The sequence below is a fragment of the Clostridium sp. Cult3 genome (genome assembly GCF_021655115.1).
In the GTDB taxonomy this organism is placed as follows: Bacteria; Bacillota; Clostridia; order Tissierellales; family Tepidimicrobiaceae; genus PPXY01.
This window is the reverse complement of record NZ_PPXY01000009.1, coordinates 1-16,318: the sequence shown is the minus strand read 5'-3', so window position 1 is coordinate 16,318 and position 16,318 is coordinate 1. Positions and strand designations below refer to the sequence as shown.

At 33.3% G+C, this 16,318-nt stretch carries 15 protein-coding genes; 7 read left to right on the top strand and 8 right to left on the bottom strand.

Annotated features, from left to right (window positions below):
• Positions 1 to 10: 10 nt before the first annotated feature.
• Both C3E88_RS12400 and C3E88_RS02095 read right to left on the bottom strand, forming a co-directional pair.
• On the bottom strand, positions 11 to 2,089 hold the full coding sequence (locus C3E88_RS12400; protein ID WP_236908392.1) for a methyl-accepting chemotaxis protein: 2,079 nt from the start codon (positions 2,087 to 2,089) through the stop codon (positions 11 to 13).
• A 119-nt stretch (positions 2,090 to 2,208) separates the two neighbouring features.
• On the bottom strand, positions 2,209 to 2,709 hold the full coding sequence (locus C3E88_RS02095) for a ribonuclease H-like YkuK family protein (RefSeq protein ID WP_336513052.1): 501 nt from the start codon (positions 2,707 to 2,709) through the stop codon (positions 2,209 to 2,211).
• Positions 2,710 to 2,964: 255 nt separating this feature from the next.
• Here C3E88_RS02095 and C3E88_RS02090 point away from each other — a divergent pair, with 255 nt between their 5' ends.
• A complete protein-coding gene (locus C3E88_RS02090; RefSeq protein ID WP_236908391.1) occupies positions 2,965 to 3,663 on the top strand; it encodes an arginase in 699 nt (232 codons plus the stop codon).
• Positions 3,664 to 3,724: 61 nt separating this feature from the next.
• Here C3E88_RS02090 and C3E88_RS02085 read toward each other — a convergent pair whose 3' ends face one another.
• From C3E88_RS02085 to C3E88_RS02075, 3 genes are all read right to left on the bottom strand, one after another.
• A complete protein-coding gene (locus C3E88_RS02085; RefSeq protein WP_442870628.1) occupies positions 3,725 to 4,381 on the bottom strand; it encodes a peroxiredoxin in 657 nt (218 codons plus the stop codon).
• A 127-nt stretch (positions 4,382 to 4,508) separates the two neighbouring features.
• Positions 4,509 to 5,642, bottom strand: a complete 1,134-nt coding sequence (locus C3E88_RS02080; RefSeq protein ID WP_236908389.1) for an aldo/keto reductase — start codon at positions 5,640 to 5,642, stop codon at positions 4,509 to 4,511.
• A gap of 84 nt (positions 5,643 to 5,726) precedes the next feature.
• Complete coding sequence (locus C3E88_RS02075; protein ID WP_236908388.1) at positions 5,727 to 6,326, bottom strand: flavodoxin family protein; 600 nt, start codon at positions 6,324 to 6,326, stop codon at positions 5,727 to 5,729.
• Between the two features lie 169 nt (positions 6,327 to 6,495).
• On the opposite strand from C3E88_RS02075, the gene C3E88_RS02070 reads away from it, so the two are divergent.
• The 4 genes from C3E88_RS02070 (at position 6,496) to C3E88_RS02055 (ending at position 10,806) form a co-directional block, all read left to right on the top strand.
• Positions 6,496 to 7,080 carry an SOS response-associated peptidase gene (locus C3E88_RS02070; RefSeq protein WP_236908387.1) on the top strand — a complete coding sequence of 195 codons (585 nt, stop codon included), beginning with the start codon at positions 6,496 to 6,498 and terminating at the stop codon, positions 7,078 to 7,080.
• 89 nt (positions 7,081 to 7,169) lie between these two features.
• Complete coding sequence (locus C3E88_RS02065) at positions 7,170 to 9,515, top strand: xanthine dehydrogenase family protein molybdopterin-binding subunit (RefSeq protein WP_236908386.1); 2,346 nt, start codon at positions 7,170 to 7,172, stop codon at positions 9,513 to 9,515.
• A complete protein-coding gene (locus C3E88_RS02060) occupies positions 9,502 to 10,338 on the top strand; it encodes an FAD binding domain-containing protein (RefSeq protein ID WP_236908385.1) in 837 nt (278 codons plus the stop codon). Before C3E88_RS02065 ends, C3E88_RS02060 begins: the two co-directional genes overlap by 14 nt.
• A complete protein-coding gene (locus C3E88_RS02055; protein WP_236908384.1) occupies positions 10,339 to 10,806 on the top strand; it encodes a (2Fe-2S)-binding protein in 468 nt (155 codons plus the stop codon).
• 61 nt (positions 10,807 to 10,867) lie between these two features.
• Here C3E88_RS02055 and C3E88_RS02050 read toward each other — a convergent pair whose 3' ends face one another.
• Both C3E88_RS02050 and C3E88_RS12255 read right to left on the bottom strand, forming a co-directional pair.
• On the bottom strand, positions 10,868 to 12,457 hold the full coding sequence (locus C3E88_RS02050; RefSeq protein ID WP_236908383.1) for a hypothetical protein: 1,590 nt from the start codon (positions 12,455 to 12,457) through the stop codon (positions 10,868 to 10,870).
• 82 nt (positions 12,458 to 12,539) lie between these two features.
• A complete protein-coding gene (locus tag C3E88_RS12255; RefSeq protein ID WP_272878366.1) occupies positions 12,540 to 12,665 on the bottom strand; it encodes a septum formation initiator in 126 nt (41 codons plus the stop codon).
• Positions 12,666 to 12,851: 186 nt separating this feature from the next.
• On the opposite strand from C3E88_RS12255, the gene C3E88_RS02045 reads away from it, so the two are divergent.
• A complete protein-coding gene (locus C3E88_RS02045; RefSeq protein ID WP_236908382.1) occupies positions 12,852 to 13,391 on the top strand; it encodes an HdeD family acid-resistance protein in 540 nt (179 codons plus the stop codon).
• Positions 13,392 to 13,434: 43 nt separating this feature from the next.
• Here the strand turns inward: C3E88_RS02045 and C3E88_RS02040 are convergent, their stop codons facing one another.
• Entirely contained in the window at positions 13,435 to 14,880 is a 1,446-nt protein-coding gene (locus C3E88_RS02040) for a bifunctional diguanylate cyclase/phosphodiesterase (protein ID WP_236908381.1), read from the bottom strand.
• A gap of 193 nt (positions 14,881 to 15,073) precedes the next feature.
• Between C3E88_RS02040 and C3E88_RS02035 the strand changes: the two genes are divergently transcribed.
• Positions 15,074 to 16,318 (top strand): MATE family efflux transporter (locus C3E88_RS02035; RefSeq protein WP_236908380.1); only part of this gene is annotated, 1,245 nt, incomplete at its 3' end.

The following is a 16,318-nucleotide window of genomic DNA, read 5'->3' as shown; positions in this document are numbered from 1 at the left end:
CCTGGTTTATTTATATTTTAAATCTATCTATCAATTCATTCAAATTATTTATAGTCTTAACTAAATTATCCGTATTGTTAGATATGGTTTCCATAGTAGCTGCCTGTTCCTCCATAGAAGCAGATAATTCCTCCGTTGATGCAGCTGTTTCTTCTGTTACAGAAGATATACTTTCTATAGACATTATTACGCCTTCTTTATCCTCATCTATTTGTTCTAATCCTTCACTTAATTCCTTTATAGCCTTGATGGCCTTCATAGTAGTAGAATATATATCCTCAAAAGCTTTGTTAGAAATTTGTAAAGAATTGTTTACATCTTTCATAGCATCTTCTGAAACATCCATATTTTCCTTAGTTATTTCAATCTCATGTTGAATAGATTTTAATATATCCTCTATGTTTTCAGTAGCATGTCCTGTTTGTTCCGATAGTTTCCTAATCTCCTCTGCTACCACCGCAAATCCACTACCAGCCTCTCCTGCCCTAGCTGCTTCAATAGCTGCATTTAACGCTAATAGATTCGTTTGTTCAGAAATATCCTTTATGGAATTCAATATATTGCCTATAGATTTAGACTTATCCAGTAAGGAATTGATGTTTTCAGATACAATAGCAGTAGATTTATCTGTTATACTGATTCTTTCTGCCATATTATTTAAAGCCTTACTTCCCTCTCTCGTCATCCTTCCCGCTTCCATAGAATTATCTGTAGCTATTTCTCCATTAGCTACTGCATTAGCTATTTCCTTAGCCAATTTTATCAATTTAGTGGCACCATTTTCCGCATCTTCCGCTTGTCCCATAGTAGCCTGAGCCAATTCCTCTACAGTTCGAGCTACATCGTTGATGGATTGACTAGTCTCAGTAGTTGCCTGATTTAGATGATTTGTATTTTCTACAACATTTAAAGTGGCTTCTTCTATGGTTTTGATCATAAGCCTCAGCTCTTCCCTCACCATAGCCGTTGCTCTCAAAATTGAACCTATCTCATCTCCTCTGTTTAATATATGCTTTATCTCCCCTGTCTCCTCTATATCCCTTAAATCTAATTTAGCTGTAGTGTTTAGTATATCAGTGACCATACTTATAGGTTTAGAAATTCTTCTGCCAGCCGTCAAAGAAGCAAATATAGATATTATAGCTGCTATAGCCATAACCAAAAGGATAATATATATGGTGTTGTACATATTCTTTAATATCTCTGGTTTTGGAACAGTTAAGATTAAAATCTTTCCATCCATTAATTTTTCAAAAGCCATGAGCTTTTTTTCTCCACCAAAATCCGTCTCAATTATACCTGAGTGTTCTTTTTGTATTTTTTCTGCTATTTCATTATACTTTCCATCGTTTATGGTTTTGAAATTACTACTGCTATCCAATGTGGGATGGATTAGATAATCAAAATCCTTACTAAGTAAGAAAGCATAGCCTGTGTCATATAATTTTACATTTTCAACATCCCTTTTAATTCCTTCTACATTTAGATCTATTCCTACTACTCCAATGGAGATAGAATTGATTAATAAAGGTGTTGAATAAGTAATTACATTTAACCCTGCATCATTTATATAAGGATCACTCCAAGTTCCTCCCTTTGCCTTTTGGGCATCATAATACCATTTTGCCGATGGATCATCCTTGTCCTTCTTAGATACATCGCTTTGTGCTGTACGCTCTATATGTCCCTTTTCATTCACCTTCCACCAAGCACCCTCGGTTTTTCCTGTAAATCGATGATCAAAAGCTACAGAAATTCCGATACAATCTTCAACTTCTGTGATAGTTCTTCTAATGGTAGGATCCAAGATATTATCAATATAATACTCCAAATAATCCTCTTCCCCTAGCTTGTTTACATCGATAATTGCATCAACTAACTGGTAAATACTATTGTTCGTGGACTCATATATAACTAGTCTATTATCTATATTTCCACCATATACTTGCGCCTTCTCAACAAGATTCTCTTTAGCTTCATGTTCTATAACCTTCATACTCCTATACATGCTAGTGGCCCCCACTATTCCAGCCATGGATATAGAACAGATTAAAACTATTATTATGATTCTAGTGCTAATTTTTTTCACATATATCTCCTCCAATAGTTGTTATATTTAGTCTTAGATAATATGGCACTAATAAATAATATTTTAACACCTTTTTGATAGCTTTGCATGAATATTTTAGGCATAGTAGACAATTTTTCCTACTTTGTATACTTATCTGCTATAGATGAGGCAGCATAAGAATTTGGCTTGGTTTCACAACCAAATCCACAGGCCTTTATCCATCCTACTATTTCTGGTATTAGCTTAGATGATTGGCCATTCTTCCCAGCATCTACGTGGATACTTATACCAAAATCTATACCTTCCTTTTCCAATGCCTCCGATAACCTCATAGCTACGGATAAACTGTTGCTAGTCTCATAAAATAGCTTTTGACTAATATTGGTTATCCTTTTGACATTTTTTATATCATAAAAAAATATCCCTCCGTTGCCTATTCTATGGATTGCTACAACTACTACTATCTTTGTATAATCAAAGTTTTGGCTATCGGTACCTACGGAAATATTGTAGGTACTTTGAGGAGCTTTATTTATAAAATTTTTAATTATATCTATCATTTCCTCATATGTTACCTTACCATAAGTTGGACTATACATGATTTCCCTTCTTTCCATATCTTTTATTTGTAGAATCAATAAATAAGATTAACAAAATATTTCATCTTATTAAATCCTATTTAGTTTTATCATTTTTGTCATAATAATATTCACCACCAAGCCTGGTATTTCTTATTAATCCTTCAGGTATATGTCCTATTTTATTCTGAATGAATCTGAAATCTATTCATGATTTCATATACTCCTTATATTCTAACATTCTACAAAAATTTGCTTTTCCCTTCTTTTGTTTAATACTTTAGTGATATAATAGGATTATAGGAGGGATTATAGATGGTCAATATCTTGAGTATTGACTGGGACTATTTTGTACCTTTAAAAAAGGATTGGTCTGGCTCCTATATTGAAAATAGTAGAAATAAGGATTTCATATGGTATCAAAGATATTTTCAATATAAGGAAAAAGGAGAGGATTTAGAATCCTCCATAATAATGGATGTTGAACTTATGCAACGTTTTCTAGCAACCTTATCCTTAAAATTTCATATACAAAAAAATGCTAAACTATATGTATCTGATTCCCATAAATTCAGCTATTATATAGCAAAAAAATTTTCATGTGATACTATCTACTCTTTTGATGCCCACACTGATCTAGGCTATGGAGGAATAATGTCCCTCCAATTTGAAGTAAATTGCGCCAACTGGTTAGGGAAGCTTTTAGACGATTCCATTATAAAAACAGCCTACATTCTTTTAAGCCCTTTTTCCTTTGAAAATAGCAGCCAATTTAAAGAAATAAACGACAAATTTGATATAAGATATATAGATACAGATAAAATATGTAACCCACCTAATATTTCCATTATACACATTGCCCGTTCTGGAGCTTGGACGCCACCTTGGTTAGATCATAATTTCTTTCAATTAATAGATAGTTTCAATAAACCCTATAAAGTATTGGATTTTAAACATAGATACTGGAACCCTAGGGGTATATCATTAGCTGATATACTACCTAATATAGTGTAATAAAGAGACCTCTATTTACAAAGAAAAAACACCTTTTAAAGGTGTTTAGAAAATATAAAGACTATATGTTTTTATAACATAAATACCAATCTATACAACAATAACCTTCTTCACCACTTACTCTTCGTAAAAGTTCTTCGTAGGTTTGTGGTGCTGGTACTACTACTGGATCTCCTGGGAACCAATCTGCTGGTGTAGCCACTCTTTCCCTATCTACAGTCTGCAATGCAGTAAGCAGTCTAATTATCTCTGGAATGTATCTTCCAGTAGACAATGGATATACAAGAATAGCCCTTATGATCTGCCTCTCATCTAGGATAAATACATTTCTCACCGTAGTATTGGTACTAATATCTGGGGCAATCATACCATACATATTGGCTATACTCATATCCTTATCTGCTACAATTGGAAAAGGAATATGAATCCCAGTGTTTTGATATATATTGTAAACCCAAGCTAGATGTGAGGAATTGCTATCTAAACTTATACCTATCAGTTGAGTGTTTCTTTCAACGAAAGAATTATATTGCTCTGCAAAAGCAATAAACTCAGTAGTTCACACAGGAGTAAAATCTCCTGGATGAGAAAAAAGCACCACCCACTTTCCCATATAATCAGATAATCTCAAAGGACCAAAGGTAGACTGGGCTTGAAAATCTGGCGCTCTCATCCCTAAAGTCAAACATCTATTTTCATTCATGCTTTTCACCACCATTATTATATTGTTCAATATATTATATTAATTTGAACATAATAGGGTGAAAAACACTTCCAAAGGGGTTTAACTATCTCTTCTACACCGTATATTCCTTTACTTGAATCCCTAAATACTATTCCTAATCTCACTTAGTTAAAGCTTTATGAGCTTCCTTTAGGTATTCTCTTATTTCAATGTTTTGTGGACAGGCGGATTCACATTTCCCACATTCTATACATCTAGAAGCATCTACTTCCTTTTCTATAAAAGATCTATATATCCTTTTGGAATTCTCTTCTGTTCCAAATACGTGTAGATCATTGTATATTTGAAAGATATCTGGAATCCTAACATCTTGTTCACAAGGAAGACAATATTCACAGCCAGTACATCCAACTTTTATCTTTTCATTATAAATATCTGTAACCCTATCTATTAGTTGCATCTCTTCTTTGCTTAAAGAATTAGCCCTAGCATCAGAAACAGTTTTTATATTTTCCTTAACTTGATCAAGGGTAGTCATACCGCTTAGTAAAACTGACACTTCCTCGTGATTTAACACCCATCTAAGAGCCCATTCAGAAGGAGTTCTCTTCACATCACTTAAATCCCATATGGATTGAATTTCATCAGATGGGTTTGATAACTTTCCACCTTTTATTGGCTCCATTATGACTACAGATATACCCTTTTCATAAGCATATCTCAAACCTTTTTCTCCAGCTTGATAATCCCTATCTATATAGTTTAATTGTATCTGACAAAAATCCCAATCATAGGAATCGATAATCCCCTTAAACACTTCTAGCTCATCATGAAAGGAGAACCCAATGTATTTAATCCTGCCACTTTTTTTAGCTTCATCAGCAAATTTCAAAATCTCTAGACCTTTAATCTTGTCCCAACGTTCCTTATTTAATCCGTGTAGTAAATAGAAATCGATATGGTCGGTATCAAGTTTTTCTAATTGCTCATCTAAATATTTATTGAAATCCTCATAGCTATCAGTCAACCAAACCGGTAGCTTTGTAGCAAGATGTACTTTCTCCCTATATCCATCCTTTAAAGCTTTACCTACTAAGTATTCACTATTTCCTTGATGGTAAGGGTAAGCTGTGTCAATATAGTTCACACCATTATCTATGGCATATCTAAGCATTTCTATGGCTTTGTATTCATCTATCTTGCTAGAATCATTATCTAGTATGGGAAAGCGCATACACCCAAAACCAAGAGCTGATACTTTAATATTATCTTTGGTAAAATTCCTATATTGCATAAAATTCCCCCTTATAAATTTATTACTATATATAAAATATTCTACAAATATTATGTTTTTCCTTCCTATGTAGGAAAAGAAATTCTATCTATGGATATAAAAATTCTTAAGATTATCTATATTGAAACCTATTTCATATAATTCTTCTCTTATATCTTCCCTCTCCCATATAGGAGTATCATCCGTTCCCGAAATAAAATAATTACCCTTGTATTCTGCATTTATAGCCTTAAAAAATAGATCAATAGTGGGGACAGTAGCCTGAAAATGCTCCTGGGAATAGCTAGCCCCTCCAACAGCTAGAAATATACCCACCCTTTTAGATTGCCTTTTATAGTCCTTTCCCAATTGATACTTAATAGACCAGTATCTCTGGCATCTATCAATTAGATTTTTGGTAATCCCATTTACGGTATTAAAGTATAAAGGCGATGCCAATATAAAAATATCGCTATTATCGATATAATCATATATTTCTACCATATCATCTTTTATGACACATTTACCTTTGCTGCCACAGTAGTTACATCCAGTACAGGGAGAAATATTTTCTCTAGAAATATACACCTTATTTATTTTATGTCCCTTATCCTCAGCACCTTTAAGCGTTAGATCTAATAATCTATCGGTGTTTTTGTTGATCCTCGAACTACCCATCAAAGCTAAAATTTTCTTCATATTCATTTTATCACCTTCCAATTGTCTCCTTTACCTTTCCCATCTGGGAACCTATACCATTAATTATATCCTCCATCTTCACATATACTACCATATTGTACTAGCAAACAATCTATCATCATTATATAATATATTTATACAAGATGTATAACTAAATGATGAAAGGATGAAAACTATGTGCGGTAGATTTTCATTGGATATGGATATAGATAGTTTACTAGATAGATATAAGGCAATAAAAGGAATAGATACATTCAATCCCAAAGATGAAATCTTCCCAACAGATCTATCTCCAATAATCATAAATAGGAAAAATAAAGAACTCAGAATGGTAAAATGGGGATTTATGCCGAGCTTTACAAAAAAGCCTATAATAAACGCAAGAAGCGAAACGGTAGATATAAAGCCTACCTTTCAATACCCATTCTATAATAGGAGATGTCTAATACCAGCAACAAGTTTTTTCGAATGGGAAAAGGTAGGAGAAGATAAGATAAAGAGAAAAATCTCCCTCAAAGGGGAGGATATCTTTTCAATAGCTGGACTATATGATATATTTACTGATGATAATGGAGTTAGATACCATGCTTTTACCATACTTACAACAGAAGCCAATATAGAGATGAAATCCATCCATCATAGGATGCCTGTAATATTACCTAGGGATAAGGAAGAATTGTGGCTGGATAAAAACATTAAAAATCCAATAATACTAAAAGAATTACTAAAACCTTTCGACCATAGTTTATTAATAGAATAAGCTATGGTTATTTTTATGAAGAATTTATTTGATTAATCAAATTTCCTTTGGGCAAACTATCTTTAATCAAATGTATTGGAGGAATTTTTATGGACTATGTACCACAAATTGGAGTAAGCATACCTAAAAAAGAATCCTGGAATAAGGTTACTGGACGTGCAAAATATAATGGAGATCATATTACAGTAGATACTTTACATGCAAAGATATTAACTAGTACCCATGCCCATGCAATCATAAAATCCATTGATACAAGAAAAGCAGAAAGGTATAGTGGAGTCCAGGCAATAATTACTGGAGAATTTCTCCCCATATTAACTGGTTCTATTATAGAAGATAGACCTCCTATTGCAAAAGATAAGGTAAGGTATTTCGGTGAACCTGTGGCTGTAGTTATTGCAAATACAGAGCAGGAAGCAGCCTATGCTACAAAACTAATTGATGTAATATATGATCCATTACCAGTTGTTAATTCTGTTCAAGATGCTTTAAGAGAAGATTCAATATTGGTACACGAAAAATTAAGCCAATATCATCATCCCAGTGTAGAAGCTAATCCACAACTGAACACTAATATTGCAGGTTCCACTAAAATCAGAAAAGGAGATGTTGATAAAGCCTTTAGTGGATCCTATATAGTTTTAGAACATAGTTATTCCCTACCCCAATCGGACCATATAGCTATGGAAACTAGAAATGCCACAGCAGAAATACTACCTAGCGGAGAAGTTATAATAAATACTTCATCCCAAGCCCCCTTTGCAGTAAAAGAAGAGTTAAGTAAAGTATTTGGGATTTCTAAAAGTAAAATAATAGTACGAACTCCCTTGGTAGGTGGCGCCTTTGGTGGTAAAGCTACAGTTCAACTAGAATTTATAGCCTATATTGCCTCTTTAGCTGTAGGTGGTCGCAAGGTTAGAATTGCCAATACCAGAGAACAGGATATATTTAGTTCTCCATCTAAAATAGGTGTAGACGCAAAGATTAAGATAGGAGCTACTAAGGATGGAATAATAAAAGCATTAGAAGCCACTTACTTGGTAGATTGTGGCGCCTATTCCGACACAGGGCCTCGTATGGCTAAGGCCATTGCCAGTTCCTGTACTGGTCCCTACAATATAGAAAATGTTTACTGCGATGCCTTAGCTGTATACACAAATCATATATATGTAACCTCCTATAGAGGATTTGGCCATGTATCTGCTGCCTTTCCTGTAGAAAGATCCATAGATAAGCTAGCAATAGCATTAGATATGGATCCCTTAGAGCTTAGGCTAAAAAATGCCATAAAAGAAGGAAATACAACGCCTACACAAACTAAAGTGACTTTCAGCAATACTGGGAATATATCAAACTGTATAAATAAGCTAAAAACCCTCATCAATTGGGAAGAAGGTCAAATAATACAAAATATCGATGGCACCATAAAAGCTAAAGGTATGGCTTGTTTTTGGAAAACCTCTAATTCTGCACCAGATGCTATGTCTGGAGTAATATTAAAATTAAACTCCGATGGTGGTGTAGATGTAAACTTTGGTGCAGTAGAAATTGGTCCTGGAATGAAAACCACCATATGTCAAATAGTAGCAGAGAAGATGAAGATGGATATAAACAAGGTGCACCCCTTAATGGAGGTGAATACTCAAGTTAGTCCAAAACATTGGAAAACCGTGGCCAGTATGACAACCTTTATGGCAGGAACTGCTGCCATAAGAGCTTGTAATTCCATTATAAAACAGATTAAATCCATAGGTTCTATAGTGCTTAGATGTGCTCCTGATGATTTAGAAGTGGCAAATCAAAAAGTATTTTTTAGGGATGATCCTAGTATATTTATCCATTTTAAGGATATAGCTCATGGATATAAATACCCCGATGGCCCTTCCATTGGCGGGGAGATTATAGGCCATGGCAATTACATAATGAAACATTTAATCCCCTTAAACCCAGAAACTGGTCAAGGGAGAACAGGACCATCCATAACCGTAGGGGCTCAAGCTGTAGAAATAGAATATGATCCAGTAAAATACGATTATAGATTATTGAAAGCAGCTACTGTTGTAGATGTAGGGAAATTAATCAATCCTTGTGCAGCAAGGGGATTACTGATGGGTGGCATGAGCATGGGATTAGGTTTAGCCACTAGAGAAGAATTCCTTTACAATTCCCAAGGTAAATTGGAAAACTCCTCCCTTAGAACTTATAAACTAATCCATTTTGGAGAACAACCAGAATATCTAGTAGAATTTCTAGAAACAGAACAAATAGATGCCCCCTTTGGAGCTCGAGGTTTAGCAGAACATGGGATTATTGGAATACCAGCAGCCTTTGCCAATGCAATATCTATTGCTTCCCAGGCTGATCTTGATATACTACCCATATCCCCTGAAACCATATGGAAAACTAAAACTGGAGGTAAGTATGATTCCCTTTGATTTTGATTATTATAAACCAAATACTTTAGCTGAAGCAGTTAGTTTATATGCCCAATTGGATTCCTTAGGAAAATCCCCTATCTACTATGGTGGTGGTACTGAATTTATCAGTATGGCAAGAGTTCACAATGTCCACGCTGAAGCTGTGATAGACATAAAGGCTATTCCAGAATGTAATATCCATGTATTGGAAAACAATAAACTGACCATTGGCTCTGCCCTAACCCTTACCCATATTGCTACCCAAAACCAATTTCCCCTACTTAGCCTAGCAGTTAATAGAATTTCTGACCATACTATACAGGACAAAATCACCCTAGGAGGAAATTTAGCAGGAACCATCATATACAAGGAGGCAATGCTCCCCCTTATGGTGGCCAATGCGAATATAGTTCTAGAAGGAATAAAGGGCAGTAGAACAATTCCCATAATGGATGTGTTTTTTAAGGAATTGAAAATTTCCAAGGAGGAATTGATAGTTCAAGCCATTATTGATGAAAAATACTTAAATCTTCCATCGATACATGTGAAAAGGACTAAAAACGAAAAAATAGATTATCCACTAATTACCTTAGTAGCACTGGTAGATCAAGGTAAAATTAATATAGCCTTTAGTGGTCTATGTGAATTTCCCTTTAGATCTAATATACTAGAAGATATCCTAAATGATAAATCCCTTCCCAAGGACGAAAGGATTAAAAAGCTTATTAAAAATATTCCCTATGAAATATTAGATGACCTGGGAGGTTCGTCTGAATATAGAAAATTTCTGCTCCACACTATGCTAAATGAAACCTTAGAAAATTTTCAGGAGGTCATATAAATGCTCAATATTTCAGGCAATACTACTTTAGTTTTAAATATCAATGGAGAAGATAGAGAGGTTGTTGTCAAGCCTTCAGACACATTATTATATACCCTTAGAAATGGCTTAGGATTAACTGGTGCAAAACCTGGCTGTGAAAATGGAGACTGTGGTGCCTGTACTGTCTTAATAGATGATTGGCCTGTTAAATCCTGTCTTATGCTTACAGTAGAAACCATAGGTAAAAAAATCACCACCATAGAAGGACTAAATAATACCCCCATTCAAAAGGCTTTTGTAGAAAACTGGGGTTTTCAATGTGGGTATTGTACATCAGGATTTATCATGGTATGCCACAGTCTTTCCATACATCATCCCGATGCAGATGAGTATACTATTGAAGAATGGCTACAGTCTAATCTATGTAGATGCACCAGCTATCAGGAAATTCACGACGCAGTAAGATCTATATTAAAATTAAACTAAATTATCCTTATTAAGGTTTGCCTCAAAATGATTATTGATAATCACTTTGAGGCAAACCTATTTATCTTAATTCTATTTTCGTTACTTGATTTAAATTGTTTTTCTCATAGTATTCAATACTAACTTCATCATCAATCTTTATAAATGGCAACTTTTCCGATACTCCAATATTAGCTATAAATATTTTATCCCTATTATCTAATAGGAAGTAGTAATGAGTATCTCCATCTATAACCACGGATTCAATACCCATGATTTTTCCCTCTATATTTAATAACTCCGTTGGTTCTTCCTCTTCTTCAGCTGGAAGATTGCTTACATCCTTGCCTAAATGAGTACTAACCACATTGTTTACCGTTGTACCAATTGACACCTGCTGATAATTCCCAGCATCAACTAATGCATACATTTTAACTAGCCCTGCCTCATCTTTTAAGGACATAAAATAAGTTGGTTTATTACCTATATTTAATAGAATTGGGAAAGTTGATATATATCCTTTTTCTTGCACCGCTCCCTCAGCACTTTCCATAGCTGAAAATTCTTCCGCCGATGACATCTTGTAAAATTTAGTACCCTTTGTTCTCATGTTTACGAGTACAAATCCAACATTAGATTCATCAGCACCTACAGAGGTCATACCTGTATACAGATAAACATCATCATCTATAGCTAAATAATTGTACCCTTCTGTTGTTTGCAACACACCTTTTTGAGCAAATAAAGAGTTGAAAAATCCCGATTGAAGTCCACCATTCCAATTAAGCTGCCTGATTATTTCCTCTGCATCATAGATCCTGTCAACCCATTTTGGCACATCTTCTATACCGTATTTTTTCGTTTCACCATTTGTTGCATTGGTTAGTATTACTTCCTTTACATCAAATCCACCAAACCAGCCAATGGTATTGTGATATACTGGTGCCACCCAATAAGGAACTCCCTCCTCATCAATTTCAAAGTTAACTTCAAAAAACATATCCCTAGGATATTTTAGCCTTAAATGTCTATAGATATCCCTTGAAAATTTATCTGACTTAGAATACTTAATATTGTTTTCAAGTTTGGTTAGCTCTACTTTTCCATCTATCATATCCACTATAATATAATTAGGTATACCTTCATTTTTGTTGCCTATCCACTTTAAAAATCCATTGTATTCAAGAGGTGTAACTCTTACCGGCTTATCATTGTAGTTAATTTGAGTATAAGCATCAGATACATTGTATTGAGAGACTAAATCCAACATTTCTCCCATCTTTCTACTACCTAATCTTTGGGCTGTATCCCTATCAACTGTAGGGACTTGCTCAAAGGAGGCTTCCTTTATATCTTCTTCAAAAGAACTATTTTCCCTATTTATTAAATTTGCATACTTTGTTGAATGAAATATCACTGTTGATGACAATTTTAACACAATTAGTAATGCCAATAAAATCCCCGGTACTATAAATAATTTATAATACTTCTTATCAAAGGTAATTAGTATAACTACTGTAAATAATAGATTAATTATCAAATAAATCCAAAATTCAAAAGAATGTAAGTTGATCGCTGGTAAAAATATATACCACAAAATAAAAGCTAATAAAGGTATTGATAGTACTCTCACAACTTTAGAAAAGTTTACTTTCTTTTCTTCTTCTTTCATACAAACTTCGCCTCCTAATATTATTTAATTTCATGCTACTATCTTTCTCTCTAATTATTGTTGCCTGAACTACTTCCCATAGCTATACAATAGCTAATCCAATACCTACCCCTGTACCAATATTATTCGTTAAAATACCAAATACTGTACCTAAAGCCAATCCCACCCCTATTCCTATGGATAAACTGTCATCTTTTTTATTATTCATTATACATATCCTCCAAATTTTTTGTTCTACTAGCTTAGTATAGCACAAATATATTTATTCAAAAAACAATTTAAGTGATTTATTATTTTATTCGATAAATACTTATTTATTATTTGTAGATTTATGATAGATAAATGGGTATTTATAATATATAAGTATAAGATAATATAAGTAGGGGGTCATGCTATGAATAGTATACTAAAACAAGCTAAATTAAATTTTATCATCATGGCGATAATATACATTGTATTTGGCCTTATGTTTATGATTCGCCCTGATACCACCAATAGACTAATAGTTATTATCTTGGGTATAATTATAGCTCTATTTGGCATTTCTAAAATACTCGCTCATATAAAATCCGAAACCTCTCAACGAATTGAGAGATTCGATCTTGGAACGGGTATCATCACTTTATTAATTGGATTGTTCTTTTTAATAAAACCAGAAACCATAGTATCTATACTCGGTGCTATATTAGGATTCTTCCTATTCTTCCATGGAGCAATTAATTTCCAACACGCATTTAACTTAAAGGGTATGGACTACAAAAAATGGTGGGTATCTGCTATATTTGGAATTATAGCCATTGGATTTGGGTTTTATGGAGTAATGAATCCTTCTGCCATATCTCCAGCCTTTTCCATAGTTATTGGTTTAGGGATGATTTTAAGCGGCATCAGCGATATATTCATGATATACAAAATTTCATCTTACTTTAAATAATAATGAAAAAGGATGATTGGCCTAGACTAGTCATCCTTTTTCATTATTTACCTATTCGTTTTTTATAATTTTTCTTGAAAATATACATTCTTTCATCTGCAACTCTAACCAAATCTTTAAGACAAATTCCCTCTTTAGGAAAACTTGCTATACCATAGCTAAACCCACATATTATTTCTTTCCCATTGATACGTAGTGGATTGTTTTCCATATGTAGAAGGAGATTCTGAAATCTTTTATCAAGACTCTTCATATCACTTTCAAAAAAAACACCTACAAATTCATCCCCACCATATCTTCCAATAATATCGGTCTTTCTAATATTGTTTTTAAGTTCATAAATAAATTTTTTAATAACCTCATCTCCCGTTAAATGTCCAAAAGAATCGTTAATAGTCTTTAAATTATTTATATCCCAAATAACTAAATTAAAGGTTTCTTTATAGCATAAAGCTTTATCTATTATATTTTTGACTTGATCTTCAAAATAAGATCGATTGCAAACATTAGTTAATTGATCATACCTTGCTAGGTGAGATTTCTCTTCATATAGTAGATAATTAGTTATTATTATTTCAATATAATTTCGTATAAATTCCATAGATTTAACATCTTCTCCATCAAAAGCGTTAGTTTCAATGGAATCTATATTAATCATGCCGAACAAACTGCCATTTATATAGATTGGAGCTGTAAGGGTTGATTTAATATACTTTTTTTCTCCATGCTTTGTTTCAATGGGATAATATCTTCTATAGGGCACCAAATCTGGAATATTTGCAATTTCATCCATTCTGCCATTAGTTGCTCTATATAGAAATGCCTCTTCAATTGGCAATTGAAAATCTTTAATATCCCTAGAAAATCCTATTTGGGAAGCCACAGTAAAATAGTCGCCCTTTTTTATTAATATTGTTCCTATTGTCCCATTTTCAATGGAATATAATGCATTTCTTAAAATAAGTTGAAATAATTCACTTATATCTTCTATCTTCAATGCAAACCTAGTAGTTTCTAACATCAAAGCCCTAACTTTAGTAATTCTGGATAGATTTGATTTAAGTTGTTTTACATCAGAAATATCCTTTAGACTTGCAAAAATACATTTTTGGCAATTATATATAACAGTCCTTCCTATAAGTTCAACCCACAACTTTTCATTATCTTTATTAAGTATAGAAATTTCATCCCTTATACGATACGTACCATCCTCTAAAATATGATGTGTATTCTCGATAAATTCTTTCTCAAAACTGTCGAATATATCTAAGGTTTTACCTTTTAATAGTTCTTCATAACCCAACATCCTCTTGCAAAAATCATTCAAATATAGTATCTCTTTTTCATTGAAAAGAATCATTGGGATGTCAATAAACTTTTCAAATGATTTCAATTGTTCATCTGTTAATATTTCTACGGGATGATCATTAGCATTAGACAGCCTATCTGTTTTATTGTTTTCAGAATAACCTACTTTTGATAAAGGCATATTTGCACCTTCCTTATAGCATCTATGTACCTAATATTATATCACACATAGGTCTTTTGTCCCATATGTAAACTATTACCTATTCTTACTATATATCTTTTAATCTTGATTAGTTTCTTCTTAAAGAGTACAATATATAGGTATGAGCATATTTAAATTATACAAAATATTAAATTATTTAGGGGGAATGTTTATGGCAAAATTTAAAGAACTATTTGCTCCCAAGGATTTAACTGAGGGGCCACCTTGGAAACGTATTGTTGAATTTGCAATACCTATGTTGATTGGTAATATTGCTCAACAACTCTATAATACTGCAGATTCAATTATTGTTGGGAAGTATATAGGAGATAATGCTCTTGCTGCAGTTGGCAGTGCAGGTCCTATATTAAATCTATTACTCGTATTATTTGTAGGAATTTCTGTAGGTGCTGGTATAATGGTATCCCAATACTTTGGAGCTAAAGATAAGGAAAAACTTTCCCGTACCATCGGTACATGTATTACACTTACTGCTATTTCATCAGCAATTATAATGATTATCGGGCCTACTGTCACTCGCCCATTACTCTCTTTTCTTAACACACCGAGCTCTATTATAGACTGGTGTACAGATTACCTTATTATATATTTTGTTGGGATTGCTGGTCTTGCTTATTATAATATTTTAGCTGGTGTTTTGAGAGGCCTTGGAGATTCTTTATCAGCGCTTATTTTTCTACTAATTTCTACAGCTTTAAATGTAGGACTTGATATTTTGTTTGTTGCAAGATTTAATATGGGAGTTCCAGGCGTTGCCTTAGCAACTGTTATAGCACAATCAATATCAGCAATACTTTGTATTATGAAATTGCTCAATATGAAAAGTAACTTTACTTTAAACTGGGAAATGCTAAAATTAAAAAAAGAATATTCTTATAAACTTATAAAGCTAGGACTGCCTTCAGGCTTAACTCAAGCTATATTTTCCCTTGCAATGATCGTTGTACAATCTCTAACTAATAGTTTTGGAGAAATGGTTATCGCTGCAAATGTAATTATCATGCGGGTAGATGGATTTGCTATGATGCCAAACTTTTCTTTTGGAAGTGCAATGACCACCTATACTGGACAAAATGTAGGAGCTAAAAAATTTGATAGAGTAGAAAAGGGAACTAAAGATGGCATTAAAATTGCTGTTGGAGTTTCTACTACTATAACGATATTGATCTTAATCTTTGGCAAACATCTTATGGGTGTTTTTACCAATACAAAAGAATTGGTTGACCTAAGTATGCATATGATGAGAATTCTTGCCTTGGGCTATATTGCAATGGCTATAACCCAATGTTTGTCTGGAGTTATGCGTGGTGCAGGTGATACTATTACTCCTATGTGGATTTCACTGATTACCACAGTTGTCATCCGTGTACCTGTTGCCTATGGTCTTGCTTATTTA

What these genes read in the sequence shown, in the direction of transcription:
- C3E88_RS02090 (WP_236908391.1), top strand. Translation starts at nt 2,965, where the DNA reads ATGGTCAATATCTTGAGTATTGACTGGGACTATTTTGTACCTTTAAAA.
- C3E88_RS02080 (WP_236908389.1), bottom strand. Translation starts at nt 5,642, where the DNA reads ATGCAATATAGGAATTTTACCAAAGATAATATTAAAGTATCAGCTCTT.
- C3E88_RS02075 (WP_236908388.1), bottom strand. Translation starts at nt 6,326, where the DNA reads ATGAATATGAAGAAAATTTTAGCTTTGATGGGTAGTTCGAGGATCAAC.
- C3E88_RS02070 (WP_236908387.1), top strand. Translation starts at nt 6,496, where the DNA reads ATGTGCGGTAGATTTTCATTGGATATGGATATAGATAGTTTACTAGAT.
- C3E88_RS02065 (WP_236908386.1), top strand. Translation starts at nt 7,170, where the DNA reads ATGGACTATGTACCACAAATTGGAGTAAGCATACCTAAAAAAGAATCC.
- C3E88_RS02060 (WP_236908385.1), top strand. Translation starts at nt 9,502, where the DNA reads ATGATTCCCTTTGATTTTGATTATTATAAACCAAATACTTTAGCTGAA.
- C3E88_RS02055 (WP_236908384.1), top strand. Translation starts at nt 10,339, where the DNA reads ATGCTCAATATTTCAGGCAATACTACTTTAGTTTTAAATATCAATGGA.
- C3E88_RS02050 (WP_236908383.1), bottom strand. Translation starts at nt 12,457, where the DNA reads ATGAAAGAAGAAGAAAAGAAAGTAAACTTTTCTAAAGTTGTGAGAGTA.
- C3E88_RS12255 (WP_272878366.1), bottom strand. Translation starts at nt 12,665, where the DNA reads ATGAATAATAAAAAAGATGACAGTTTATCCATAGGAATAGGGGTGGGA.
- C3E88_RS02045 (WP_236908382.1), top strand. Translation starts at nt 12,852, where the DNA reads ATGAATAGTATACTAAAACAAGCTAAATTAAATTTTATCATCATGGCG.
- C3E88_RS02040 (WP_236908381.1), bottom strand. Translation starts at nt 14,880, where the DNA reads ATGCCTTTATCAAAAGTAGGTTATTCTGAAAACAATAAAACAGATAGG.